Genomic DNA, 23,472 nt, shown 5'->3' on the forward strand with positions numbered 1-23,472 from the left:
GCCGGCGACCTAGGCTGGCCCGGTGCGGAACGAGCCCCCCGAGGAGGTCGGCCTGGACTTCGCCCGGGAGTGGGTGGAGTTCCCCGATCCCGGCGATCCCGAGCACCTCGTCCGAGCCGACCTGACCTGGCTGACGTCGGCCTGGACGTGCGTCTTCGGGCGGGGCTGCGCCGGCGTGGTGGCGGGCCGGCCCGACGACGGGTGCTGCAGCCACGGCGCCTTCTTCACCGACGAGGACGACCTGCTCCGGGTGACCGCCGCGGTCGCGGACCTGACCGACGAGGACTGGCAGCTGGCGCCCACCGGGCGCGGGGCCTGGACCGAGGTGGACGACGCCGAGGACCCCGGGGACGCCGAGGATGCCGAACCGGTGCGGTCGCTGCGCACCCGCGTCGTCGACGGGGCCTGCGTGTTCCTCAACCGGCCCGGGTTCACCGGCGGCAGCGGCTGCGCCCTGCACCGCATGGCGGTGCGCACCGGGCTCCATCCGCTGACGACCAAGCCCGACGTCTGCTGGCAGCTCCCGGTGCGCCGGGAGCAGGAGCACGTCGACCGTCCCGACGGCACCCGGGTGCTGGTCTCGACCATCGGCGAGTTCGACCGCCGCGGCTGGGGGCCCGGCGGGCACGACCTGCACTGGTGGTGCACCGGTTCGCCGACGGCGCACGTCTCGCCCGAACCGCTGGTGGACACCTACGCGGCCGAGCTCACCGCGCTGCTCGGCGCCGCGGCGTACGCGGAGCTACGCCGGCTGACCGAGGCCCGCCTCGACCAGGGCCTCATCGCCCCCCACCCGGCCAGCCCCGACCTCGCTGCCCGCCCCACCGGCGCCCGGCCGGTGCCCGTCGAGCTGTACCGGCGCCGTCCCGGCGGCTGAGGCCGCTCCGGAGCGGAAGGTCTGCCGGTAGGCCCGGGGGGAGACACCGCGGCGGCGGCCGAACTGCTCGCGCAGCCCGGCCGCGGTGCCGAACCCGACCAGCCGGGCGATCTCCTCGATCGAGGCGTCGCTGTTCTCCAGCAGCTCCTCGGCCGCCGCCAGCCGCTGACCGAGCAGCCAGGCGTGCGGCGTCGTGCCGGTGGTGGCCCTGAACCGGCGGGCGAAGCTGCGCGGGCTCATGAGCGCCCGGCGGGCCATCACCTCCACGGAGATGTCCTCCGCCAGGTGCCCCGTGGCCCACTCGAGGACCGCACCCAGCAGGTCGTCCCGGCAGGCGGGCACGGGCGCGTCGATGAACTGCGCCTGCCCGCCGTCGCGGTGCGGGGGGACGACCATCTCGCGGGCGAGCGCGTTGGCCGCGCCGGCGCCCCACTCGCGCCGCACGAGATGCAGCAGGGTGTCGACCCCGGCGGCCGTCCCCGCGCCCGTGATGACCTGCCCGTTGTCGACGTACAGCACCGACGGGTCGACGGTCACCGACGGGAACCGGGCGGCCAGCTCGCCCGCGTACTTCCAGTGCGTCGTGACGCGCTTGCCGTCGAGCAGGCCCGCCGCGGCGAGCACGAACGCGGCGCTGCAGTGGCTGACGATCGTCGCCCCCCGGGCGTGCGCGGCCCGGAACGCGTCGAGCAGCGCGGGTGAGGGGACGCGGTCGAACAGGTCCCACGCGGTGATGGTGATGATGTCGGAGCGCGCCAGGCGCTCCAGCCCGTGCTCGACGGTGATCGGGATGCCGGTGTCGGTGCGCAGGACGCCCGGGACCTCCGACACCAGCCCGAAGTCGAACAGCGGCAGGCCCAGCTGCCGGCGGTCGTAGCCGAACACCTCGCAGCAGACGCCGAGGCCGAAGCTGCCGACGAGGCCGTCGGCGACGACGACGCTGACCACCAGCGGACGATCGGGCAGAGCCATGGCGACATGATGGCAGGAAATCCGCGTTCGTGGTCATCTCTGCCACTCGTCGGCGCCGGCCCGCGGAGCCAGGGTGATCCCATGCTGTTGATCACCTGCCCCGTCACCCGCTCCGACGAGCTGGTCGCCGACCGGCGGATCCGGTCGGTCACCAACCACCCGACACACGTCGCGCTGCACGTCGCGTGCCCCGCCTGCGGCGGCATCCACGTGTACCGGACCGGGCGCCGCTGGGAGGAGACCCGCGCCGCCCGGACCGCGACCGTCGCCCAGCAGGCGAAGGAGCTCACCCACGCCTAGCATCGAACACATGAGCGAACCGAACTCCGCCGACCAGACCACCGAGAAGGACCCCGACACCTGGGTCACCGGCGACGAGCCGGCCACCGGGGCGCAGAAGAGCTACCTGGAGACCCTCGCCCGGGGCACCGACGAGGAGATCCCCGAGGACCTGTCGAAGGCCGACGCGTCGAAGAGGATCGACGACCTGAAGAACGACTGACCGACGCCGACCCGGCGCTCCGTCAGTCGCTCTCCATGCCTCAGGGCTCAGGCCTCAGGCCTCAGGCCTCAGGCCTCAGGCCTCAGGGCTCAGGCCTCAGGCCTCTTCCATGGGCCCGACTCCGCGCCCCGGTCCGCTCCTCGCTCGTTCCTCGCAGCGATGCTCCCGGGGCTGTCGTCAGGCCTCGTCCATGGGCCTGACTCCGCGCCCCGGTCCGCTCCTCGCTCGTTCCTCGCTGCGATGCTCCCGGGGCTGTCGTCAGGCCTCGAGCTTGTAGCCCAGGCCCCGCACCGTCAGCAGGTACTTCGGGTTCGCGGGGTCGGGCTCGAGCTTGGCGCGCAGCCGCTTGACGTGGACGTCGAGGGTCTTGGTGTCCCCGACGTAGTCGGAGCCCCAGACGCGGTCGATCAGCTGGGCCCGGGTGAGCACCCGGCCGGCGTTGCGCAGCAGGAACTCGAGCAGGTCGAACTCCTTGAGCGGGAGCGCCACCTGCTCGCCGTCCACGGCGACGACGTGCCGCTCGACGTCCATCCGGACCGGGCCGGCGGACAGCAGCCCCTCGGCCGGGGCGGCATCGGCCACCTCCCCCCGGCGGCGCAGCACCGCGCGGATGCGGGCGACCAGCTCGCGCGCCGAGTACGGCTTCGTGACGTAGTCGTCGGCGCCCAGCTCCAGGCCGACGACCTTGTCGATCTCGGCGTCCTTGGCGGTGAGCATGATGATCGGCACGTTGCCGCGGGCGCGCAGCGCACGACACACCTCGGTGCCGGGCAGGCCCGGGAGCATCAGGTCGAGCAGCACGATGTCGGCGCCACCGCGGTCGTACTCCGCGAGTGCGTCGGGCCCCGTGGCGGCCACGACGGTCTCGTAGCCCTCCCGACGCAGCATGTAGGACAGCGCGTCGGAGAAGGACTCCTCGTCCTCGACGACCAGTACTCGGCTCATGAACGCTTGGTCTCCAGACTCTGGGGGGCAGGAACGGTGGGCGACTCCGCCGCCGGGTGGTCGGCCGGGCCGGCGAGCGGGATGCGCAGGGTGAACGTCGAGCCCAGCCCCTCCTCGCTCCAGACGGTCACCGAACCACCGTGGTTGCTCGCGACGTGCTTGACGATGGCCAGGCCCAGCCCGGTTCCCCCGGTGCTGCTCGCCCGGGACTGGTCCACCCGGTAGAACCGCTCGAACACCCGCTGCCGGTCCGCGCGCGGGATGCCGATGCCGCTGTCGGTGACGGCGATCTCCGCGAAGCCCGACCGCGCCCGGGCCGCGATCGCCACCCGGCTGCTGCCCGTGCTGTACGCCACCGCGTTCGCCAGCAGATTCGTCACAGCGGTGACCAGCTGGCTCTCCACGCCGCGCACGACCAGCTCTGACTGGCCGCCCCGCACGATCTCCAGCTGCTTGGCACGGGCCGCCGTGCGGGTGCGGTCCACGGCCTCGCTGAGCACTCGGTCCACCTCCACCGGCACCAGCTCGGGCAGCGGCTCGCCGCCCTGCAGCCGGGAGAGGTCGATCAGCTCGCGCACCAGCCGGCCGAGCCGGTCGGCCTCGTGGGCGATCCGCGCGGCGAACCGCTGCACCGCCTCGGGGTCGTCGGCCGCCCCCTCGATCGCCTCGGCCAGCAGCGCCAGCGCCCCCACCGGGGTCTTGAGCTCGTGGCCGACGTTGGCGACGAAGTCCCGGCGGACCGTCTCCACCCGCCGCGCCTCCGTCACGTCCTGGAGCACCAGCGCCACCGGACCGGGTGGGGCCACCGTGCCGCTGTCCAGCCGGACCCCGTGGACCCCCACCAACCGGGGACCGGAGCCGACCAGGTCGCCGGGCAACCGGACGTCGGAGCGGCGCGTGCCACCGCCGCGGACGGTGCGGGCCAGGACCAGCAGCTCCGGCACCAGCAGCCGGTTGCCGCGCACGATGCCCAGCGCACGGGCGGCGGGGTTGGCCAGCAGGACCGAGTCGTCGATGCCGACGACCACGACTGCGGGGTCCATCAGGTCCACCAGGCGCCGCGCCAGCGCACCCTCGGGCGCCGGGAGGGTCGTACCGTCGAGGGCGCGTCGCCCCATGTCGGGGCGAGAGCGGATGATGACGGTGGCGGCCACCACCCCACCCAGGAGGAGGCCGACCACCAGGGCGACCAGTGGGCTCACGGCCCAGATGGTATGTGCGCCGGGGCCGGTGAACAGCAAACGGCAAGAGGTTCACCGCTCGGACGGGTCAGTGTTCACCGGGCAGCAGGCCGGAGTTCACCCCGCGGCGGCCGGACCAGCCCCCGGCGCGCCTACTGTCGCCGGGGGATCACGACGAGAGGACGACCGTGCGGGACAGTTACCACGAGGAACTCGACGACATCAACACCTGCCTGGTGGAGATGGCCAACTCCGTGGGATCGCAGATGAGCACCGCCACGACGGCGCTCCTCGACGCCGATGTCGCGCTGGCCGACCTGGTGATCGCCGGCGACGACCAGATCGACGCCACCCGCGAGAGCATCGAGCAGCGCACGTTCACCCTGCTGGCCCGCCAGCAGCCGGTGGCCGGCGACCTGCGCACCATCACGACGGCCATGCGGATCGTCGCCGACCTCGAGCGCATGGGCGACCTCGCCGCGCACATCGCCAAGGTCGCGCGCATGCGCTTCCCGGACCACGCGGTCCCGCAGGAGGTCCGGCCGGCCTTCCTGGAGGCCGGCAACGTGGCCGAGCTGCTCATCACGAAGACCGCGACGGTCATCGCCAAGCGGGACATCGACGCGGCGCGGGAGCTGGAGACCGACGACGACGCGATGGACCAGATCCACCGCGGCCTGTTCCGGCAGCTGCTGAGCGAGACCTGGCCGCACGGCATCGAGTCGGCGATCGACATCACGCTGCTGGGCCGCTACTACGAGCGCTTCGCCGACCACGCGGTGAGCGTCGCCCGGCGGGTCTGCTACCTGGTCACCGGCGAGCGCTGGGAATCCGAGCCCGCCGCCCAGGCCTAGGTCACCGGACCCCGCCACGGTCCTGCCCCCGCGAGGGGCGGGACCGTGGCGGGGTCCGCTACTTCTTGCCCTGGTTCTTGACGGCCTCGATGGCGGCCGCGGCCGCGGCCGGGTCGAGGTACTCGCCACCGGGCTTGGTCGGGCGCAGGTCGGCGTCGAGGTCGTAGCGCAGCGGCACGCCGGTGGGGATGTTCAGGCCCACCACGTCGTCCTCGCTCATGCCGTCGAGGTGCTTCACCAGCGCGCGCAGGCTGTTGCCGTGCGCGGCGACCAGGACGGTCTTGCCCAGGCGCAGGTCGGGCACGATCGCGTCGTACCAGTAGGGCAGCATCCGGACGACGACGTCGGCCAGGCACTCGGTGGCCGGGCGGGCCTCGGGCGGCAGGAACGAGTAGCGCGCATCGCCGTCCTGCGAGAACTCGCTGCCCGGCTCGATCGGCGGCGGCGGGGTGTCGTAGGACCGGCGCCACGTCATGAACTGCTCCTCCCCGTACTGGGCGAGGGTGGCGGCCTTGTCCTTGCCCTGGAGCGCGCCGTAGTGCCGCTCGTTGAGCCGCCAGGAGCGCTGCACCGGGATCCATTGCCGGTCGGCCTCGTGCAGGGCCAGCTCGGCGGTCATGATCGCCCGGCGCAGCAGCGAGGTGTGCGAGACGTCGGGCAGCAGCCCGTGCTCGGCCATGAGCCGCCCGCCGCGCGCCGCCTCCTCACGTCCCTTGTCCGTGAGCGGCACGTCCACCCAGCCGGTGAAGAGGTTGGCCTTGTTCCACTCGCTCTCGCCGTGGCGGAGCAGCACCAGGGTTCCCGTGGAGGTCGTCACGGCGATCATCCTGCCCGACGCCGCCGGTGCGGGCAGCAGGGCCGTCGCCCTCGCGGGGCTCACCGCGTGGCCGGTGCCTCCCGCTTCGGCCGGCCGGGCAGCCAGATCAGCACCACCACCGCCGCGATCGTGGTCGCCGTCGCCGTGCCGATCGCCGTCACGTGCATCGCCGTCACGAAGGCATCCCGGGCCGGATCGGCCACCGCGGCGGCGGCCCGGGCCACCTCCGGCGTCCCCTCGGCCTGCGCCCGGCGGACCGCGTCCAGCGTGGCGACGATCGAGAGCTCCGCGTCGTCGCGCGCGGCGGCGGGCAGGCCGTCCGCCGCGGACCCCAGCTGCGCGGAGTAGGTGGCGGCCAGGAGGGAGCCCAGGATCGCGACGCCCAGGGCACCACCCACCTGCCGCACCGAGTTGTTGACCGCCGCTCCGGCGCCGGCCTTCTCCCGCGGCACCACGGACATGATCGACTCGGTCGCGGGCGCCATGACCGCGCCCATGCCGAGCCCCTGCACGGAGAGCACCACCAGCAGCAGCCAGACCGGCGAGGTGAGGTCGAGCAGCTGCACCCCGAGGAACGACAGGGTGATGAGCAGGAAGCCGGTCGCGCAGACGGCCTTGGCCCCGAACCGCTCGGCCAGCCCGGAGCTGCGCGGCGCCATGAGCGCCATGCCGAGCGCGACGGGGATCAGCGCTGCGCCGCTCTGCAACGGCGAGTAGCCGCGCAGGCCCTGCAGGTAGAACACCAGGTAGAAGGTGGCGCCGAGGAGCGCGAAGAAGTTCAGGCCGAGGGCTGCGGCGGCGGCGGAGAACGCCGGGTTGCGGAACAGCGAGACGTCGAGCGCGGGGTGGGCCGACCGGCGCTGCAGCCAGACGAAGAGCGCCAGCAGGACCAGGCCGCCGAGCAGCGGCACGAGGACGCCCGGTGTCGTCCACCCTGCTCCGCCGCCGCCGTGGATGATCCCGTAGACGAGGCCAGCGAGCGCGACGATCGACAGCAGCACGCCCGGCACGTCCAGCCGGCCGGGGCTGGGGTCCTTCGACTCCGGGACGAAGGCGAGCACGGCGACGATGCCCAGCAGCGCCACCGGGACGCCGACGAGGAAGACCGCGCCCCACCAGAAGTGCTCCAGGACCGCACCCCCGGCCAGCGGGCCGCCGGCGACGGCGATCCCCGCCGTCCCCGCCCAGACGCCGATGGCGCGCCCGCGCTCGCGGGGCGGGAAGACGTTGGTGATGACCGCGAGCGTCGTCGGCTGGACCGCCGCCCCGCCGATGCCCATCACCGCCCGCCAGGCGATGAGCTCCAGGGGGCTGTCGCTCAGCGCGGCGAACACCGACCCCACGGCGAAGATGCCCAGCCCGATCAGCAGCACCCGCCGGCGGCCGATCCGGTCGCCGATGACGCCCCAGGTGAACAGCAGGCCGGCGAACACGAGGATGTAGGCGTCGACCACCCACTGCAGCTCGCCCTGGCTGGCGTCGAGCTCCCGCTGCAGCGTCGGGAGGGCGACGTTGAGGATCGTGTTCCCCATGATCACCACGAGGAGGCAGACGGTCATGGTGGCGAGCACCCACCACCGGCGCTCGTAGCCGGGACCTCGCTCCTCGCCGGCCCCGCCGACGCCCGGCGGCGACTTGTCCGTCGCGGTCACGCCCCGGGTGCCGGATCCGCGCCGCCGGTGGTCCCGCCCGCGCGGTGCGAGGACTCGACGAAGGCGGCGAACGCCTCCAGGTTGCGCAGCGACTCGCCGCGCTTCACCCGCCACTCCCACTCCTTGCGGATCGAGGTGCCGAAGCCGATCTCGAGCATGGTGTTGAAGTGGTCGTCGGCGTAGCTGAGCACCGCGCCGAGGACCCGGTCGAGCTCCTCGGGCGTGACGGCGGCGTGCGGGAGCCGTCCGGTCAGGTAGACGTCGCCGACCGAGTCGATCGAGTAGGCGACCCCGTACATGCGGGCGTTGTGCTGCAGCAGGTAGGTCCACAGCTGCTCGCGGTTCTCGTCGGGCTGGCGGCAGACGAAGGCCTCCACGCGCAGCGCGTGGTCCCCCACGATCAGGCCGCAGACCGTCTTCAGCTTCTTGGTGCCGGGGAGGTCCACCAGCCAGGTGCCGGGCCTCGGGTGCTCGTGCACCAGCTCGCTGTCCCGGAGCGTCTGCTCGATGAGGACGTCGAGCTCCTCGACGACCCGGCTCACCGGGCCACCCCGAAGCCGGGCAGGGCCCGCAGGGGCCCGGGGCGCCGGTCCCGCAGCAGCGCCGCCGGGGCGGCCGCCATCTCCGCCGCGGCCGAGACGTAGGCGTCGACGAGGGCGTCGGCGGTGCGGTCCCAGGAGAAGCGGGCGGCGTGCCGGCGGGCTCCGGCGGCGAGCAGCTCCCGGCGGGCCAGCACCGCCCGGACCGCGGCCGCGTAGTCCATCGGGTCGTGGCCGTCGACCAGGACCCCGGAGACGCCGTCGCGGACCGCCGTCGGCAGCCCGCCGACGGCGGCGGCGACGACCGGGGTGCCGCAGGCCTGCGACTCCAGCGCCACCAGGCCGAAGGACTCGTTGTGGCTGGGCACCACGGTGACGTCGGCGGCGCGGTAGAACTCGGCCAGCCGATCGGGCGGCTGGGGCGGGTGGAACCGGACCAGGTCGCCGATGCCGAGGGAGCCGGCCAGCTGCTCGAGCTGCCGCGGCGCCTCCAGGCCGGTGCCGCTGGGGGCGCCGACGACGTGCACCTGCAGGCGGTCGCGCAGCGCCGGGTCGTCGGCGAGCATGCGGGCGGCGGTCCCGAGCAGCACGTCGGGCGCCTTGAGCGGCTGGATGCGGCCGACGAACAGCAGGACGACGGCGTCCTCGGGCACCCCGACCGCGCGGCGCGCGGCCGCCCGGCCGCCGGGGGTGAACCGGTCCAGGTCGACGCCGGGCGGGACGACCAGCGTGCGGGCCGGATCGGCGCCGTAGAGGCGCACCAGCTGGCGGGCCTCCTCGTCGGTGTTGGCGATCAGCCGGTCGGCCTCGGCGACCACCTGCTCCTCCCCGATGACCCGGGCCCGGGGCTCGGGGCGGTCCCCGGCGGCCAGGGCCTCGTTCTTCACCTTGGCGAGGGTGTGCGCGGTGTGCACCAGCGGCACGCTCCACCGGTCCCGGGCCAGCCAGCCCACCTGGCCCGAGAGCCAGTAGTGCGAGTGGACGACGTCGTAGTAGCCCGGCTCGTGCTGGGCCTCCTCGCGCAGCACCGCGGCGGTGAAGGCGCACAGCTGCGCGGGCAGCTCCTCCTTGCCCAGCCCCTCGAAGGGGCCGGCGCTCACGTGCCGCACCGTGACGCCGGGGCTCATCTCCACCACCGGCGGCAGGTCGCTGGAGGTGGCGCGGGTGAAGACGTCGACGGCGATGCCGCGCGCGGCCAGCCGGCGGGAGACCTCGACGATGTAGACGTTCATGCCGCCGGCGTCACCGGCACCCGGCTGGTCCAGCGGGCTGGTGTGCACCGAGAGGGTGGCCACCCGGGCGGGCAGACCGGACCGGGAAGGGCGACGAGCGGGCACGTGGACCTCCGCTCTGCTCCCGCGAGGGCCCGGAACGGCACCCCTGTCGGTCCCCCATCCTGCAACAGCGCCAGGATGAGCACATGTCAGGTCCCTCACCCTCCGCCCCGTCGGGGTACCGCACGCTGCCCGGCACCGGGCGGACCGCCGTCGTCTCCGGCGCCTCCAGCGGCATCGGCGCCGCGACCGCCGCCCGGCTCGCCGCCGAGGGCTTCGACGTCGTCGTCGGGGCCCGCCGCACCGACCGGCTGGCCGCCCTCGCCGACTCGATCGGCGCCCGGGCCCTCCCCCTGGACGTGACCGACGCGGCGTCGGTGGCGGCGTTCGCCGACGCCCTGGACCGGGTGGACGTGCTGGTCAACAACGCGGGCGGGGCGTTCGACGCCAACCCGGTGGCCGAGGCCGACCTCGACTCGTGGGCGCGCACCTACGACGTCAACGTGCTCGGCACGGTGCGCCTGACCACGGCGCTGCTCCCCGCGCTGCGGGCCTCCGGCGCCGGCGACGTGCTGTTCGTGGGCTCGACCGCCGGCCTGATCTCCTACGAGGGCGGGGCGTCGTACACGGCCGCCAAGCACGGGGTCCACACGCTGGTCGAGACCCTGCGCCTGGAGCTCGTGGGCGAGCCGGTGCGGGTGATCGAGATCGCGCCCGGGATGGTGCGCACCGAGGAGTTCTCGCTGAACCGGCTGGGTTCCGCCGACGCCGCCGACGCGGTGTACCGCGGGGTGCGCGAGCCGCTCGTCGCCGAGGACGTGGCCGACTGCATCGCCTGGGCCGTGACCCGGCCGCACCACGTGAACGTGGACCTGATGGTCGTGCGGCCGCGCGCCCAGGCCGCGCAGCACAAGGTGGCCCGGGACGGATGAGCGGGCCCGTGCGCATCCGCGAAGCGACCGCCGGCGACTGGCCGGCCATCCACCCGGTCTTCCGCGCCGTCGTCGACGCCGGGGAGACCTACACCTACCCGGCGGGGCTGTCGTCCGACGAGGCGCGGGCGCTGTGGATGGAGCCGCCGCCGGGCCGCACGGTGGTGGCGGTCGACGGCGACCGCGTCCTGGGCACCGCGAAGTCCGGCCCCAACCGGCCGGGGCGCGGCTCGCACGTGGCGACGGCGAGCTTCATGGTGGATCCGGCGGCGCAGGGCCGGGGCGTCGGCCGAGCACTCGGCGAGCACGTCGTCGGCTGGGCGCGCGCAGCCGGCTACCGGGGCATGCAGTTCAACGCCGTCGTCGAGACCAACACCGGCGCGGTCGCACTCTGGCGGTCACTCGGCTTCGAGATCATCGGCACGGTGCCCGGCGCCTTCGAGCACCCCGAGCACGGCTACGTCGGCCTGCACGTGATGCACCTGGACCTGACCGCCGGCTGACCGCACGGTCGCGCCGAGTGGGGCCCGGAGGGTCCCGCGCAGGCGCGACTCAGCGGCTCAGCGCAACGGAGGAACGGCAGCTGGTGGCGGTGTCGTCCGGTAGGTCGACGGAGTCGTGGGTTCGCGGTCGAGGGTGACGCCGAACCGCTCCTCGACGGTGGCGACGATCCTCCCCGCGAAGGCGAGCAGCTCCGCGGCAGTGGCGCCGTCCTCGGTGGTCAGCGCCAGGCTGTGCCGCGACGACGTCCCGACGTGGCCGTCCCGCGTGCCGCGGCCGAAGCCGGCGTGCTGCACCAGCCAGGCGGCGCTGAGCTTCACCGTGCCGTCCCCGGCCGGCCAGCTCGGGCAGCCCTCGACGGCGCGCGCCGCGGGCACGATCGGGTTGGTGAAGAACGACCCGGCGCTCCGGCTGTCGGGATCGGCCCGGTCCCAGACCATCCCCTTGCCCCGGCGCAGCGCCAGGACGGCGGCGCGGACCTCGGCCAGCGGCGCCCGCTGCCCGACCTCGACGCCGAGGCTCCGGGCCAGCTCCGCGTACCCGACCGGCCGCGACAGCTCCCCGGGGTCGAGCGCGAAGGTCACGTCGAGGACGACGAAGCGGCCGGGCTCGCGCTTGAGCCGGCTGTCGCGGTAGGCGAACCCGCACTCGGCCGGGGTGAGGGTCCGCTCGGCCTTCTCGGCGCGGTCGTACACCCGGACGGCGGTGATCGTCTGGGCGACCTCCTGGCCGTAGGCGCCGACGTTCTGCACCGGCGTGGCGCCCGTGGAGCCGGGGATGCCGGACAGCGCCTCCAGGCCGGCCAGCCGGTCCACGACCGTGTGCGCGACGAGGGCGTCCCAGTCCTCCCCCGCCTGCACGGTGAGCGAGTCGCCCTCGCGGACGATGCCCCGGGTGCGGACGGCGACGACGTCCCCGGGCCACCCCTCGTCCGGCGCGATCAGGTTCGACCCGCCCCCGACGAGCAGCAGCGGGCGGCCGGCCTCGTCGGCGTCGCGCACCGCCGTCACCAGCTCGGCGGCGGTCTCCACCTCGATCAGCCGCTCGGCGGGACCGCCGACGGCGAGGGTGGTCAGCTCCGCCAGCGGGACGTCGGATCGCACCTGCACGGGTCGACGGTAGCCGGGACTACGCTGCCGACCGGTGAGCGAGGCGGGCAACGAGCACAAGCGCCGGGCCTCGCTGTCCCCTCAGCAGCCCCGCAAGGCCCCCCGGCTGGCCGCCGGCCGGGCCCGGGCGCTGGGGCTGCCCACCCGGGGCACGACGAACGCCAACCGGCTGCGCCGGGTCGACCGCTGGCTGGTGGCCACCCAGGTGCCGCGGCTGCGCGACTCGGCGCGCCCGCTCGTCGTCGACCTGGGCTACGGGTCCTCCGCCGTCACCACCCTCGAGCTCGTGGAGCGGCTCGGTCCCGAGGTCGACGGCCTGGAGGTCGTGGGCCTGGAGATCGATCCGGAGCGGGTGGCGGCGGTGGCGGCCGACCGGGACCCGCCCCGGGTGGACTTCCGGGTGGGCGGCTTCGAGCTCGCCGGGCTGCAGCCGGTCCTGGTGCGTGCCTTCAACGTGCTGCGCCAGTACGACGAGGAGTCCGCCGCCCACGCCTGGGACACGATGCGCGGAGCGCTGGCGCCGGGCGGGCTGGTCGTCGAGGGCACCTGCGACGAGTGGGGACGACGCTCCGCGTGGGTGGCGCTGGACGCCGATGGCCCGCTCACCCTCACGCTGGCCGCCCGGGTGTCGGACATCGCGACGCCGTCGGACCTCGCCGAGCGGCTGCCGAAGGCGCTGATCCACCACAACGTGCCGGGGCAGCCGGTGCACGCCTTCCTGCGCGCCTTCGACGCCGCCTGGGCCGCCGCGGCCGGGATGAGCGCGTTCGGCCCCCGTCAGCGGTGGACCGCGGCGGTGGAGGCGCTGGGCGAGCAGGGCTGGCCGCTGGTGGGCTCCAGCCGCCGGTGGCGGCACGGCGAGGTGACCGTGCGCTGGTCGGCCGTCGCGCCGGTCCGGGCGTGAGGGTCCCGCCGGGGCCCACGCCCGTCACCGGCGGCACCGCCGAGCTACTGGGCGACGCCGACCGCGACGGGGCCTGGATGCTCCTGGTGAACGGCACCCCGCAGTCGCACGTCGACCTCGACGACCCCGCGCACCTGGAGTTCGAGTACGTCCGCCGGATGGGCCACGTGCTCGACCTGGCCGGCGAGCCCGGCGCCCCCCTCGACGTCGTGCACCTGGGTGGCGGCGCGCTCACGCTGCCGCGGTACGTCGCCACCACCCGGCCGGGCTCCCGGCAGCGGGTGGTCGAGATCGACGAGCCGCTCACCGAGCTGGTGCGCGAGTACCTGCCCCTCCCGCGGCACGCCAGGGTGCGGGTCCGCGCCGCCGATGCCCGGGAGGCGCTGGCGACGATGCGCTCGGCGAGCGCCGACGTCGTCGTCACCGACGTCTTCGCCGGCGCACGCACCCCCGCGCACCTCACCACGGCGGAGTTCGCCGCGGAGGTCGCGCGCGTGCTGCGCCCGGGCGGCACCGCCGTCGCGAACGTCGCCGACGGTCCGCCGCTGCGCTTCGCCCGCGGGCAGGTCGCCACCCTGCGCACCGCCTTCCGGCACGTCTGCCTGCTGGCCGAGCCCGGGACCCTCCGCGGCCGCCGGTTCGGCAACCTGGTCGCGGTCGCCTCCGACGTCGAGCTGCCGCTGGCCGACCTCAGCCGCGCCTGCGCGCGCGACCCGATGCCGTCGCGCGTGGTCGACGGCGCGGACCTGGACCGCTTCACGGGGAATGCCCGGCCGGTCCCCGACGCCGAGGCGCAGCCCTCGCCCGAGCCACCCGCCGGCGTGTTCGGCCGCTGATCGGAACCACGACGCGGGCACCGGTCGGCCCCTAGGCTGAGTGCATGACGATGCCTGCTTCGTACCGGCTGCGCCGGGACACCCGCCACAAGATGGTCGCCGGCGTCTGCGCCGGGATCGCCCGTCGCTTCGGGCTCTCGCGCGGCGGTCTGCGCGTGGCCTTCCTGCTCTCCTGCGTGCTCCCCGGCCCGCAGTTCGTCGCCTACCTGCTGCTCTGGATCCTGATCCCGGCCGACGAGCAGCGCTGAGCCCGGCCGGCGGCGGAGAGCGCGGCTACCAGCTGTTGCCGCTGCTGAGGCCGCGGACCGCCGGGCGCACGTCGACCAGGTAGACGATCGCGGCGATCACCGCGGGGAGTCCGAGCAGCGACATCGGCGTCTTCTGCCAGAAGATGATCAGCAGGGCCAGCCCGGTGATCGCGGCCCAGCCGGGCTTGGTCAGCTTGCCGGCCGCGACGTACATGTGGGCCGGCCGGACGAGGGCATCGACGAAGGCCCAGGCGGTCAGCCCGAGGGACGCCCAGTACAGGATGAGCAGCAGCCATCCGTCGAACAAGCCCATGCGGCGAGCCTACCCGCGCCCGGGGGCTGCTCGGGGCCCCGCGCGGGACGACTCGCCCGGACGGGGTGGGCGGTCGCGGACGCGACAGGGCCCCGGAGCGCTGGTGGCAGCTCCGGGGCCCTGGTCGGTGGTCCGACGTCCGGGGGACGTCAGCTCTTCTTCGCGGGCACCGCGGTCGGGTCCGCCGGCTTGGCGGTCCGGGCCCGGGTCACGCGCGCCGAGGTCGCCTTGGCCGGCGACTTGCGGGCGGCGCTGCTCTTCTTGCCGGGGGTCTTGGCCTTCGGCTCCGCGACCGCCTCGTCGGCGACGTCCTTGGTGGCGTCAGCGGCGTCCTCGAGCGCGTCCTCGGCCTTGGCCGCCACCTTGGTGGCCTTGGCGGCGGTCTTCTGCGCCACGGACGTCACCTCGTTGGAGGCCTCGACCACGGCCTCCGCGGAGTCCTCGAGCACGTCCTCGAGGGTGTCCTCGACGCTGTCGACGGCCTGCTCGGCGCGGCGGACGACCCGGCGGACGCCGGGCTGGCGGCGCAGGTCCTCGACGACCTCGGCGCCACGCTCGGCCAGCGTCTCGACGGTGGTGAGGGCCTGGCTGCGGGCCGTCTCGACCAGCCCGACGACGGTGCTGCGCAGCACCTCGGGGCGGACGGCGGTGGCCAGCTGCTGGGCGGTGGTGCGGGCGGTGCCGACCGCCTCGGTGGCCCGGGTGCGGGCCTCCTTGACGGCCAGGTCGGCCTGGACCTGGGCCTCGCCGGGCAGCGACTCGGCCTTGGAGCGGAACGAGGCGACGGCGGTGCGGGCCCGCTCGACGGCCAGGTCACCGGCGCCGACGAAGGCCAGCAGCGGGGTGCGGGCCTGCTCGGCGAGGGTGCGGCCCTGGGCGACGGCGAACTCGCCGTACTGCTTCGGGGTCTGGGTGGTGGTCATGCCGACTCCTTCGGAGTGGGGGGTGGGGGGACGTTCAGCCGGCGGCCGGGGGAGCGGCCCGGTGCTCGCGGACGTAGGTCTCGTAGAGCTCGAGCAGGACGGCCTTGTGCCGCTCGGAGAGCGCGTCGTCGTTGCGGATCGCCGCCACGGTGTCCGGGTTCCCGGTGCGCCGGTCGAGGATCCCCGCGTGCTCGTACAGCGTCTCGGCGGAGATCTTCAGGCCCCGGGCGATCGACGCGAGGATCTCCGCCGACGGCTTGCGCAGCCCGCGCTCCACCTGGGACAGGTAGGGGTTGCTGACGCCGGCGGTGCGGGCCAGCTCGCGCAGCGAGACGCGCGCAGCGCTGCGCTGCTCCCGGATGTACTCGCCCACGGAGGAGCTGACCGACGAGACGCTGGGCGCGTCGGCGACCGTGTCGGCCACGCTGCCGGTGACCCGGTCCACCGTCGACCGCACGGTCGTCACCTGGTCACGGACGAAGTCACCGGGTGTCTGCACATGTACGACGCTAACCCCCGGTGCTAGCTCTTGCAAGCGGAGGAGTTAGCACCCGAGCGTGAACCCGCTCACACGGCGATGCCGCAGCTCAGGCCTCGAGCGCCGCCGACGCACGGACCTCGCCGACGACCCCGTCCCCGCCCGGCACGGGCGGACGGGCCCAGGGAGCAAGCACCTCCGCCGGCACGCCGAGCCGGCGCAGCCCCGCGGTGAGCGCCGGCGTCCGGCCGCGGTCGCCGCCGTCGTCGAGCTTCAGCGCCACCGCTCCCCCACCGGGCAGGGCCGCCACGTGGACGCCGTCGGCGCCGCCCTTCACCAACAGGCCGGGCACCGCACCCATCAGCTCGGTGTCCTCCCGGCCGGTCCCCGCCACGAACCACGGGTGCGCCCGCACGGCGTCGGCGACGGCCCGGTCCGGCGAGCCCTCCGGAGCCTGCACCAGGGAGAGCACCCCGCGGGCCAGGCCGGTGAGCGACAGCGCGTGCTGCGGAGCCCCGCAGCCGTCGACCACGACCGCCGCGACCGGCTCCCCGGCCGCCTCGCCCAGCCGGGCCTCGATCGCCTGCTGCAGCGGGTGGGCGCGCTCGAGGTACCCCGCGGTCGGCCACCCCGCCGCCACGCACGCCGACAGCATCGCGGCGTGCTTGCCGGAGCAGTTCATCGCCAGCCGGTCGGGCGCGCGCCCGGCCACCAGCCAGCCGGCCCTCGTCGCCTCGTGCTGGGGCAGGGCCGGGGGGCAGCCCAGGTCGTCGGGGCCCAGGCCGGCAGCCGCGAGCATCGCCGCGGCCAGCTCCCGGTGCCCGTCCTCGCCGTTGTGCGAGCCGGCGCCGATGGCCAGCTCGGCACCGGAGCGCGGCGCCCAGCCCGCCGCGAGCAGCGCGGTCGCCTGCACCGGCTTGTTCGCCGAGCGCGGCAGCACCGGCCGGGTGACGTCGCCCGCCGCGAACCGCACGTCGCCGTCGGGGCCCAGCACCACCAGCGCTCCGCGGTGCACGGACTCCAGGAAGCCGGAGCGGCGGACCTCGACCAGGACGGGGGCGTCCGGCCAGGAGCCGGCCGCGCCCACCTCGTTCAGTGCCGTCCCTCGTCGGCGAGCAGGGCGGCGACGTCGGCCTCCCCGTCGCGGTACCGGCGGCCCAGCTCCGCGGCCAGCCCGTCCATGACCTGCTGCACGCCGCGCCGGCGCTCCGACAGACCCTTCTCCGCCTCGGCGAGCGACCGCGCCGCCGTCTCGAGCTTGGCGTCGGAGAGCTCGGTGATCGCCGACAGGTCGGCGCCCGGGGTCAGCGAGTTCACCCAGGTCTCGTACTCCTCCGGGCTGGCCGGCTGCACCGTCTGGTGCCGGCCCAGGCCGTGCGCGGGGCCCCGGCCCTTCTCCGCGAGGATCTCCGGCAGGAGGTCGACCAGCGACCGCCCGTCGTGCTCGGCGCGCCGCTGGAGCTCGCGCCGGACGATGTCCAGGCGGCCCTGGAGCAGCCGCCGGGTGTAGGAGAGGTTGACCTCCTGCTGCTCCGCCTCGCGGCGCAGCCGCCGCACCTCGGCCATGGGCCGCTGGACCGCGTCCTCCAGGAACGACGGATCCAGCAGCGCGTCGACGGCGGCACCCCCGGCGGGGGACGGCTTCGGGCTCACGGGGCGACCTCTCGGGACGGAGCGCCCGGCACGCGGGCATCGGCGGTGGTCATCGGTGGACGCCGCGGGGCAGCGGGGTCACGGCGCGATCGTCCCACCCCGGACCGCCCGCACGCGGTCACGCGCCGCGGCCTGGGTGTCGTCGAGCGCCGGCGGGGCGTCCCCGGGGTCGATGGCCGCCGTCGATCCCCCCACGGTGAGCGCGGCGTCCTGGGCCACCGACTGCTTCACCAGCGCCAGGGCGACCACCCCGAGCTCGTGGTGGCGGACGACGCTGCCCACGCGGCCGACCGTGCGGGTGCCGGCCAGGACCGGCTCGCCGGGCGCCGCGAGGTCCTCGCTGACGCCGTCGAGGTGCAGCAGCACCAGCCGGCGGGGCGGACGCCCGAGGTTGTGCACGCGGGCGACGGTCTCCTGCCCGCGGTAGCAGCCCTTCTCCAGGTGCACGGCGGTGCTGAGCCACTCGAGCTCGTTGGGGATGGTGCGGTGGTCGTTGTCGATCCCGAAGCGCGGCCGCCGGGCCTCCACGCGCAGCGCCTCGTACGCCGACAGCCCGCTCAGCCGCGCCCCGGCGGCCAGCAGGCGGTCGGCGACCGCCCCGACGTCGGCCCGCGGCACCAGGAGGTCGAACACCGGCGCCGTGCCGTCCCCGACCGCGGGCATCCGCCGCACCCAGCCCCCGTCGGCGGCCGCGACGGCGTAGGTGGTCCCGGGCACCGGCAGCTCCGCTGCCGCGAGCACCGCCGGGCCCTGCGGCCCGACGACGGAGAGCAGCGCCCACGCGTCGGTGACCAGCTGCGGCTCCACGCGGAGCATGAACCGCATCCGCTCCAGGTAGGCGTGCAGCGCCGCGCCGGTGCCCGGCTCGACGTCGGCCCACGTGGTGCCGCCCAGCTCGGTGACCACCAGGTGGTGCTCCACGTGCCCGTTCGGGCTCAGGACCAGCGCCTCGCTGCCCGTGGCGTCGCCCAGCCGCTCGAAGTGCTGGCTGGTGATGCTGTGCAGCCAGGTCAGCCGGTCGGCACCGGGCACCACCAGCACGTCGCGGTCGCTGCGGTCCACCAGGCCGGCGCCGTCGGCCAGCACCCGCTGCTCCCGCAGCGGGTCGCCGTAGTGGACGGCGACGGAGCGGGCCGCGTCGGGCGCGACCTCGACGGGCACCGCCCCCGGTCGGGACAGCAGGGGCGAGGGCGTGGTCATGTCGACTCCGTTCCGGCTCGTTCTCGGCAGGCGCGGCACGTCCCCGAGAGGGCGACGTGACCGACGTCGACGGTGAAACCGAGGTCGGCCGCCAGACGTTCCGCCGCCTCGTCGAGCAGGTCCGGCGCCGCCGACGCGATCTCCCCGCAGGAGTTGCAGACCACGTGCAGGTGCGGCCGCTCGGCGGCGTGGTAGACCGGAGCCCCCCGCCCCAGGTGGGTGTGCCACACCAGGCCGAGCCGCTCGAGCAGCTCGAGCGTGCGGTAGACCGTCGAGGTGTCCGGGGCGCTGCCGCCCGGGCCGGCCTCCTCGCGCAACCGTGCGCCGATCGCCTCCGGGGTGGCGTGCGCCAGCGCCGCCACCGCGGCCAGCACCCGCGCGCGCTGCGGGGTCAGCCGCAGGCCGCGGGCCCGCAGCTGCTCGGCGAGCGGCGCGGCGACGTCGTCCGGGCCCATGGGGTGAGCCTATGCCGGGGGTGCGGCAGGCTGGTCGCGTGACGGAGCAGCGCAGGGTGGCGGTCTGGCGGGACGGCGCGGCGGTGGCGGTCCCCGCCGGCGGACCGGTGGTCGGCGCCTTCGACCAGGGCCTCGGCCGCGGGGACGGCGTCTTCGAGTCCGTCGCCGTCGTCGCCGGGCGCACCCCGCACCTGGACGCGCACCTGGCCCGGCTGGCCCGCTCCGCCACCCTCCTCGGCCTGCCCCACCCCGGGGACGCCGTCTGGTCGGCGCTGGTCGCCACGGTGCTGTCCGGCTGGGACGCCGCGGTCCAGGGGGTGTGCCGCCTCTTCCTGACGCGCGGGCCGGGCGACGGCGCCCCGCCGACCGCGCTCGCCCTCCTCGCCCCCGTGCCGGCGGAGACGCTCCGGCAGCGGGCCGAGGGCCTGTCGGTGGTGAGCCTCGGGCTCGGCGTGCCCGCCGACTTCCGGGCCCGGGCGCCGTGGCTGCTCGGCGGCGCGAAGACCCTCTCCTACGCGGTCAACATGGCAGCGGTGCGGCACGCGCACGACCTCGGCGCCGACGACGTCGTCCTCACCAGCCTGGAGGGCCTGCTCCTGGAGGGGCCCACCTCGACCGTGGTGTGGGCCGCCGGGGGCACCCTGCACACGCCGCCGGTGGACACCGGCATCCTCGCCGGCACCACCCAGGCCCGGCTGTTCGCCCACGCCGAGGCCGACGGCTGGCCCACGGCCACCACGGCCGGCACGGTCGCGGACCTGCACGCCGCCGACGCCGTCTGGCTGCTCTCCGGCGTGCGCGGCGCGGCGACCGTCCACACGATCGACGGCGTCCGCCGCGGGGACGCCGGGCTGTCCCTGCGGGTCAGGGAACTCCTCGCCAGGTAGCGTGATCACCAGGTGTGCCGGGAAGTCTGGTCGGCAATCTCTTCGTCGACCCCTATCCCCGGAGCCCTTCTGTGACCTCTCCCCCCTCCACCCGCCTCCTCGGTCGCGGATCCTGGGCCGAAGCCCAGCGGGTCACCTCGGTCCTCCGCAAGGAGACCGTCGGGGGCGCCCTGCTGCTGATGGGCGCGGCGATCGCGCTGATCTGGGCGAACTCGCCCTGGGCGGAGTCCTACGAGGCCCTGCGCGACACCCGCGTCGGACCGGCCGCCCTGCACCTGGACCTGACGCTGGGCACGTGGGCGGCCGACGGCCTGCTGGCGATCTTCTTCTTCGTCGCCGGCCTGGAGCTCAAGCGTGAGTTCGTGGCCGGCGACCTGCGCGATCCGCGCCGCGCGGCGCTGCCGATCGCCGCCGCGGTCGGCGGGATGGCGGTGCCCGCCCTGTTCTTCGTCCTGTTCAACCTGGGGGGACCCGAGGGTGCGCTGCGGGGCTGGGCGATCCCGTCGGCCACCGACATCGCGTTCGCGCTCGCCGTCCTCGCGGTGATCAGCACCCACCTGCCCAGCGCGCTGCGCACCTTCCTGCTGACCCTCGCCGTCGTCGACGACCTCCTGGCCATCGTCGTCATCGCGATCTTCTACACCGCCGAGCTCGTCGTCCCGGCCCTGCTGCTCTCCCTGGTGCCGCTGGCGATCTTCGGCTTCCTCGTGCAGAAGCGGATCCGCTCCTGGTGGCTGCTGCTGCCGCTGGCGGCGGTCACCTGGGTCCTGATGCACGAGTCGGGCGTGCACGCCACGGTCGCCGGCGTGCTGCTGGCCTTCACCGTGCCGGTCGTCCGCAGCGACGCGGCCGGTGGACCGGACGCCGGACCGGGGCTCGCCGAGCACTTCGAGCACCGCATCCGACCGCTGTCGGCGGGCGTCGCCGTCCCGGTGTTCGCGTTCTTCTCCGCCGGCGTGGCCGTCGGCGGGCTCTCCGGTCTGGGGGAGTCGCTCGGCGACAGCATCGCCGTCGGCATCATGGTCGGCCTGGTGGCCGGCAAGGCGATCGGCATCACCGGCGCCACCTGGCTGATCTCCCGCTTCACCCGTGCGCAGCTCGACGAGAACCTGGGCTGGCCCGATGTGGTGGGGCTGGCGCTGCTCGGCGGCATGGGCTTCACGGTGTCGTTGCTGATCACCGAGCTCGCCTACGGCGCGGAGAGCGAGAGCTACGAGCACGCCAAGGTCGGCATCCTCTTCGGCACGCTGCTCGCCGCCGTGCTCGCCGGGGTCATCCTGCGGCTGCGGAACCGCCGCTACAAGCAGATGTACGCGGCGGAGAGCCGTGACATCGACCAGGACGGCGTCCCGGACGCCTGGGACACCGTCGACGACCGCGCCGAGCACCAGCCGGACTGGGAGGGCGCGACGCCCCCGGGCCACACCTTCGGCGAGGCCCCGCTCGGGGACGAGGACGACGCGCCCCCTCCCGCCTACGAGACCGTGGACGACGAGGCCGACCACCAGCCGGACTGGGAGGGCACCCGTCCCCCGGGACGCACGATCGGGCCCGACTCCTGAGCGACGCCGACGCGCCCGGCGCCGGCCGGAGCACGTCGTCGTCCAGCGCGTTCGCTCAGAGCTGACGAAATCTGTTGCAGGCCCCGATCTCCCGGTCGTACCGTCATGGCACACGAGAGAGGAGGTGGTCCGTAACTTGCTGAGCTACAGGACTCGTGAGGTGGCTGTCCGCTAGCCGCCGTCCAGATGGGCCGCCCGTTCGGATGGGAATCCGAACGACGGCATGATCGCCCGTCCGTCGCACGGCGGCGAGCGAGAACCGGACAGTCACCCGACCCCCGGGCCGCCGACATTTGTCCAGTCGGCCCGCGTGCTGCTCCCCCTGGGAGGCGCCGCGGAGCAGCCCGGGGGTTGTCCGTTCCCCCGGGAGGTCCGCGTGCAGCTCGGCGGCCTCCCCGTCGAGACCGACGTCTCGGTGGGCGGCTGGGTCGCCGAGTCGGTGGCCCGCCAGCACCGGGGCACCGTCGCATCGCTCGTGCCGCCCGTCTTCCCCGCCTACGCGCGGGTGCTGCACCCCGCCTACCGCTACGACGGCGACGACGACGTCGAGATCCCCTGGTCCGCCGTCGCCGCCCTCAACGGCACCGTCGCCCACCCGCTGATGCAGTGGCCGGCGGTCACCGGCGGCTGGGAGTACCTGCAGGAGGACAGCCAGCCGCCCACCTGGGACGGCGCTCCCGCCGAGGGGCACCTGCCCACCACGGTCGCCGCCCGCATGGCCGCCGTGCTCGCCCGGCACACGACCTCACCCGGGGACTGCCTGCTCGGCCGCTGGACGGGCAGCGACGCGGACGCCGTGCGCGGGCTGCCGACGCTGCCGCTGCCGGAGGCGCGCGACGTCGTGCTCGTGCGGGGCGAGCCGGCCGATGCGGCCCGCAACCTGGCGCCGGAACCGTCGGAGCAGAGCGCCAACCTGTGGTGGCCGGCCGATCGCGCCTGGCTGGTGACCACCGACATCGACCTGATGTGCACCTACGTCGGGGGCAGCCCGGCCTGCATCGCCGACCTGATGGCCACCCCCGGCCTGGAGGTCGTGCCCGCCGCGGCGGCCGACCGGGTCGGCCACGCCGACGACCCGGTCAACCCCGTGCCGCCCCGCGGCTGAGCCGGGCGCGGCTCAGGGCTCTATGAGCACCCAGTCCCCGGCGACGTCGACGAGCACGCCGGCGTCGGTCGGCTCGATCCCGGTGATCCGCTGGGCGAAGGGCAGCGGGTCCAGCGGAACCCGGAAGGTGAAGCGCTCACCGAGCAGCAGCTCGCTCACCCGGCCGAGGCCGGGGACCCCGGCCAGCTCCCTGGGCTCGACCACCAGGGCGCCGTCGTCCGCGCCGAGGTCGACGTCGGCGGAGGCCTCGACGGTGCTGCCGAGCACGTCGGCCGAGCCGACCACCCGCAGCTCCCCCGGATCGGCCGCGTCGAGCGTGAGCGTGCGGCCGCTCAGCTCGAGGTACCGGTTGAGGTCGTCGTAGCTCAGCAGCGCCTCCGCCTGGCTGCCGGTGATCAGCAGCCGGTCGGCGTCGCCGCGCAGCAGGTCGTGGAAGGACAGGTAGACGTCCTCGAGCCGGGCGTCGACGGACTCGATCCGCAGCGGACCGGAGGTCACCCCGCGCATCGAGATCTCCACCTCGCCGTAGCGACCGCGGAGGACCTGCGGGAGGAAGAGGGCACCACGCACGGTCACCTCCGGCTCCTCGAGCGTCCCCGTCTGCTCCTGGAGCGCCTGGGCGACGACCCCCTCGGCCGCCCGGCGGGCCAGCAGGTCGGCCCCCCACAGCAGCAGGACGGTGCCCAGCAGCAGGCCGACGGCGATCCGCACGTCCCGGCGTCCCGGCCACCTGCCCGGGCCCGGTGCCCTCAT

The 23,472-nt window shown here is 75.1% G+C and carries 27 protein-coding genes and 1 pseudogene; 12 read left to right on the forward strand and 16 right to left on the reverse strand.

Annotated features, from left to right (window positions below; genetic code table 11):
* Window positions 1-22 precede the first annotated feature (22 nt).
* Complete coding sequence (locus ACI79T_RS04515) at window positions 23-877, forward strand: hypothetical protein (RefSeq protein WP_456608850.1); 855 nt, start codon at window positions 23-25, stop codon at window positions 875-877.
* 33 nt (window positions 878-910) lie between these two features.
* Here ACI79T_RS04515 and ACI79T_RS04520 read toward each other — a convergent pair.
* Window positions 911-1,849 (reverse strand): annotated as a pseudogene (locus tag ACI79T_RS04520) (helix-turn-helix domain-containing protein); the annotation flags it as partial.
* 81 nt (window positions 1,850-1,930) lie between these two features.
* Here ACI79T_RS04520 and ACI79T_RS04525 point away from each other — a divergent pair.
* Window positions 1,931-2,149 (forward strand): hypothetical protein, encoded by a 219-nt coding sequence (locus ACI79T_RS04525; RefSeq protein WP_456608851.1) that lies wholly within the window; start codon window positions 1,931-1,933, stop codon window positions 2,147-2,149.
* A 10-nt stretch (window positions 2,150-2,159) separates the two neighbouring features.
* Window positions 2,160-2,351, forward strand: coding sequence for a DUF3072 domain-containing protein (locus tag ACI79T_RS04530; RefSeq protein ID WP_456608852.1), 192 nt, complete (start codon window positions 2,160-2,162; stop codon window positions 2,349-2,351).
* Between the two features lie 258 nt (window positions 2,352-2,609).
* On the opposite strand, the gene ACI79T_RS04535 is transcribed toward ACI79T_RS04530, so the two are convergent.
* A complete protein-coding gene (locus tag ACI79T_RS04535) occupies window positions 2,610-3,296 on the reverse strand; it encodes a winged helix-turn-helix domain-containing protein (RefSeq protein ID WP_456608853.1) in 687 nt (228 codons plus the stop codon).
* Window positions 3,293-4,498 (reverse strand): sensor histidine kinase, encoded by a 1,206-nt coding sequence (locus tag ACI79T_RS04540; RefSeq protein WP_456608854.1) that lies wholly within the window; start codon window positions 4,496-4,498, stop codon window positions 3,293-3,295. The genes ACI79T_RS04535 and ACI79T_RS04540 overlap by 4 nt, the downstream gene beginning before the upstream one ends.
* 167 nt (window positions 4,499-4,665) lie before the next feature.
* Here ACI79T_RS04540 and phoU point away from each other — a divergent pair, with 167 nt between their 5' ends.
* Window positions 4,666-5,331: a phosphate signaling complex protein PhoU gene (gene phoU, locus ACI79T_RS04545; protein ID WP_456608855.1), complete on the forward strand. Its 666-nt coding sequence runs from the start codon at window positions 4,666-4,668 to the stop codon at window positions 5,329-5,331.
* A 58-nt stretch (window positions 5,332-5,389) separates the two neighbouring features.
* Here phoU and ACI79T_RS04550 read toward each other — a convergent pair whose 3' ends face one another.
* From ACI79T_RS04550 to mshA, 4 genes are read right to left on the reverse strand one after another with little or no spacing between them, the layout of a single operon-like run.
* Window positions 5,390-6,148 (reverse strand): phosphoglyceromutase, encoded by a 759-nt coding sequence (locus ACI79T_RS04550; protein ID WP_456608856.1) that lies wholly within the window; start codon window positions 6,146-6,148, stop codon window positions 5,390-5,392.
* A gap of 59 nt (window positions 6,149-6,207) precedes the next feature.
* A complete protein-coding gene (locus ACI79T_RS04555) occupies window positions 6,208-7,800 on the reverse strand; it encodes an MFS transporter (protein WP_456608857.1) in 1,593 nt (530 codons plus the stop codon).
* Window positions 7,797-8,342 (reverse strand): YbjN domain-containing protein, encoded by a 546-nt coding sequence (locus ACI79T_RS04560; RefSeq protein ID WP_456608858.1) that lies wholly within the window; start codon window positions 8,340-8,342, stop codon window positions 7,797-7,799. Before ACI79T_RS04560 ends, ACI79T_RS04555 begins: the two co-directional genes overlap by 4 nt.
* The gene (gene mshA / locus ACI79T_RS04565) at window positions 8,339-9,676 is read right to left on the reverse strand and encodes a D-inositol-3-phosphate glycosyltransferase (protein ID WP_456608859.1); all 1,338 of its coding nucleotides are present in this window, start codon (window positions 9,674-9,676) and stop codon (window positions 8,339-8,341) included. Before mshA ends, ACI79T_RS04560 begins: the two co-directional genes overlap by 4 nt.
* A gap of 83 nt (window positions 9,677-9,759) precedes the next feature.
* On the opposite strand from mshA, the gene ACI79T_RS04570 reads away from it, so the two are divergent.
* On the forward strand, window positions 9,760-10,545 hold the full coding sequence (locus ACI79T_RS04570) for an SDR family oxidoreductase (protein WP_456608860.1): 786 nt from the start codon (window positions 9,760-9,762) through the stop codon (window positions 10,543-10,545).
* Window positions 10,542-11,048 (forward strand): N-acetyltransferase family protein, encoded by a 507-nt coding sequence (locus ACI79T_RS04575; RefSeq protein WP_456608861.1) that lies wholly within the window; start codon window positions 10,542-10,544, stop codon window positions 11,046-11,048. The genes ACI79T_RS04570 and ACI79T_RS04575 overlap by 4 nt, the downstream gene beginning before the upstream one ends.
* 57 nt (window positions 11,049-11,105) lie before the next feature.
* On the opposite strand, the gene ACI79T_RS04580 is transcribed toward ACI79T_RS04575, so the two are convergent.
* Entirely contained in the window at window positions 11,106-12,155 is a 1,050-nt protein-coding gene (locus tag ACI79T_RS04580) for a UDP-N-acetylmuramate dehydrogenase (RefSeq protein WP_456608862.1), read from the reverse strand.
* A 34-nt stretch (window positions 12,156-12,189) separates the two neighbouring features.
* On the opposite strand from ACI79T_RS04580, the gene ACI79T_RS04585 reads away from it, so the two are divergent.
* Genes ACI79T_RS04585 through ACI79T_RS04595 form a run of 3 tightly spaced genes read left to right on the forward strand, consistent with a single transcriptional unit; the run spans window position 12,190 to window position 14,143 of the window.
* Window positions 12,190-13,059, forward strand: a complete 870-nt coding sequence (locus tag ACI79T_RS04585; RefSeq protein WP_456608863.1) for a class I SAM-dependent methyltransferase — start codon at window positions 12,190-12,192, stop codon at window positions 13,057-13,059.
* Window positions 13,056-13,895 carry a spermidine synthase gene (locus ACI79T_RS04590; RefSeq protein WP_456608864.1) on the forward strand — a complete coding sequence of 280 codons (840 nt, stop codon included), beginning with the start codon at window positions 13,056-13,058 and terminating at the stop codon, window positions 13,893-13,895. Before ACI79T_RS04585 ends, ACI79T_RS04590 begins: the two co-directional genes overlap by 4 nt.
* Before the next feature lie 44 nt (window positions 13,896-13,939).
* Window positions 13,940-14,143, forward strand: coding sequence for a PspC domain-containing protein (locus ACI79T_RS04595; RefSeq protein ID WP_456608865.1), 204 nt, complete (start codon window positions 13,940-13,942; stop codon window positions 14,141-14,143).
* 25 nt (window positions 14,144-14,168) lie between these two features.
* On the opposite strand, the gene ACI79T_RS04600 is transcribed toward ACI79T_RS04595, so the two are convergent.
* The 7 genes from ACI79T_RS04600 to ACI79T_RS04630 form a co-directional block, all read right to left on the reverse strand.
* The gene (locus ACI79T_RS04600) at window positions 14,169-14,456 is read right to left on the reverse strand and encodes a DUF2516 family protein (protein WP_456608866.1); all 288 of its coding nucleotides are present in this window, start codon (window positions 14,454-14,456) and stop codon (window positions 14,169-14,171) included.
* A 149-nt stretch (window positions 14,457-14,605) separates the two neighbouring features.
* A complete protein-coding gene (locus tag ACI79T_RS04605) occupies window positions 14,606-15,379 on the reverse strand; it encodes a hypothetical protein (protein WP_456608867.1) in 774 nt (257 codons plus the stop codon).
* A 34-nt stretch (window positions 15,380-15,413) separates the two neighbouring features.
* Window positions 15,414-15,878: a helix-turn-helix domain-containing protein gene (locus ACI79T_RS04610; protein WP_456608868.1), complete on the reverse strand. Its 465-nt coding sequence runs from the start codon at window positions 15,876-15,878 to the stop codon at window positions 15,414-15,416.
* A gap of 88 nt (window positions 15,879-15,966) precedes the next feature.
* The gene (locus ACI79T_RS04615; protein WP_456608869.1) at window positions 15,967-16,944 is read right to left on the reverse strand and encodes an asparaginase; all 978 of its coding nucleotides are present in this window, start codon (window positions 16,942-16,944) and stop codon (window positions 15,967-15,969) included.
* A 5-nt stretch (window positions 16,945-16,949) separates the two neighbouring features.
* Window positions 16,950-17,510, reverse strand: a complete 561-nt coding sequence (locus ACI79T_RS04620; RefSeq protein ID WP_456608870.1) for an RsiG family protein — start codon at window positions 17,508-17,510, stop codon at window positions 16,950-16,952.
* A 78-nt stretch (window positions 17,511-17,588) separates the two neighbouring features.
* Window positions 17,589-18,710 carry a CAF17-like 4Fe-4S cluster assembly/insertion protein YgfZ gene (gene ygfZ / locus ACI79T_RS04625; protein WP_456608871.1) on the reverse strand — a complete coding sequence of 374 codons (1,122 nt, stop codon included), beginning with the start codon at window positions 18,708-18,710 and terminating at the stop codon, window positions 17,589-17,591.
* A complete protein-coding gene (locus ACI79T_RS04630; RefSeq protein ID WP_456608872.1) occupies window positions 18,707-19,165 on the reverse strand; it encodes a Fur family transcriptional regulator in 459 nt (152 codons plus the stop codon). Before ACI79T_RS04630 ends, ygfZ begins: the two co-directional genes overlap by 4 nt.
* Before the next feature lie 38 nt (window positions 19,166-19,203).
* Between ACI79T_RS04630 and ACI79T_RS04635 the strand changes: the two genes are divergently transcribed.
* The 3 genes from ACI79T_RS04635 (at window position 19,204) to ACI79T_RS04645 (ending at window position 22,719) form a co-directional block, all read left to right on the forward strand.
* A complete protein-coding gene (locus ACI79T_RS04635; RefSeq protein WP_456608873.1) occupies window positions 19,204-20,052 on the forward strand; it encodes an aminotransferase class IV in 849 nt (282 codons plus the stop codon).
* 71 nt (window positions 20,053-20,123) lie between these two features.
* Entirely contained in the window at window positions 20,124-21,614 is a 1,491-nt protein-coding gene (gene nhaA / locus ACI79T_RS04640) for a Na+/H+ antiporter NhaA (protein ID WP_456608874.1), read from the forward strand.
* A 376-nt stretch (window positions 21,615-21,990) separates the two neighbouring features.
* The gene (locus tag ACI79T_RS04645; protein ID WP_456608875.1) at window positions 21,991-22,719 is read left to right on the forward strand and encodes a hypothetical protein; all 729 of its coding nucleotides are present in this window, start codon (window positions 21,991-21,993) and stop codon (window positions 22,717-22,719) included.
* A 12-nt stretch (window positions 22,720-22,731) separates the two neighbouring features.
* Here ACI79T_RS04645 and ACI79T_RS04650 read toward each other — a convergent pair whose 3' ends face one another.
* Window positions 22,732-23,472: an LmeA family phospholipid-binding protein gene (locus ACI79T_RS04650; RefSeq protein WP_456608876.1), complete on the reverse strand. Its 741-nt coding sequence runs from the start codon at window positions 23,470-23,472 to the stop codon at window positions 22,732-22,734.

Source organism: Blastococcus sp. SYSU DS0619 (assembly GCF_054051035.1).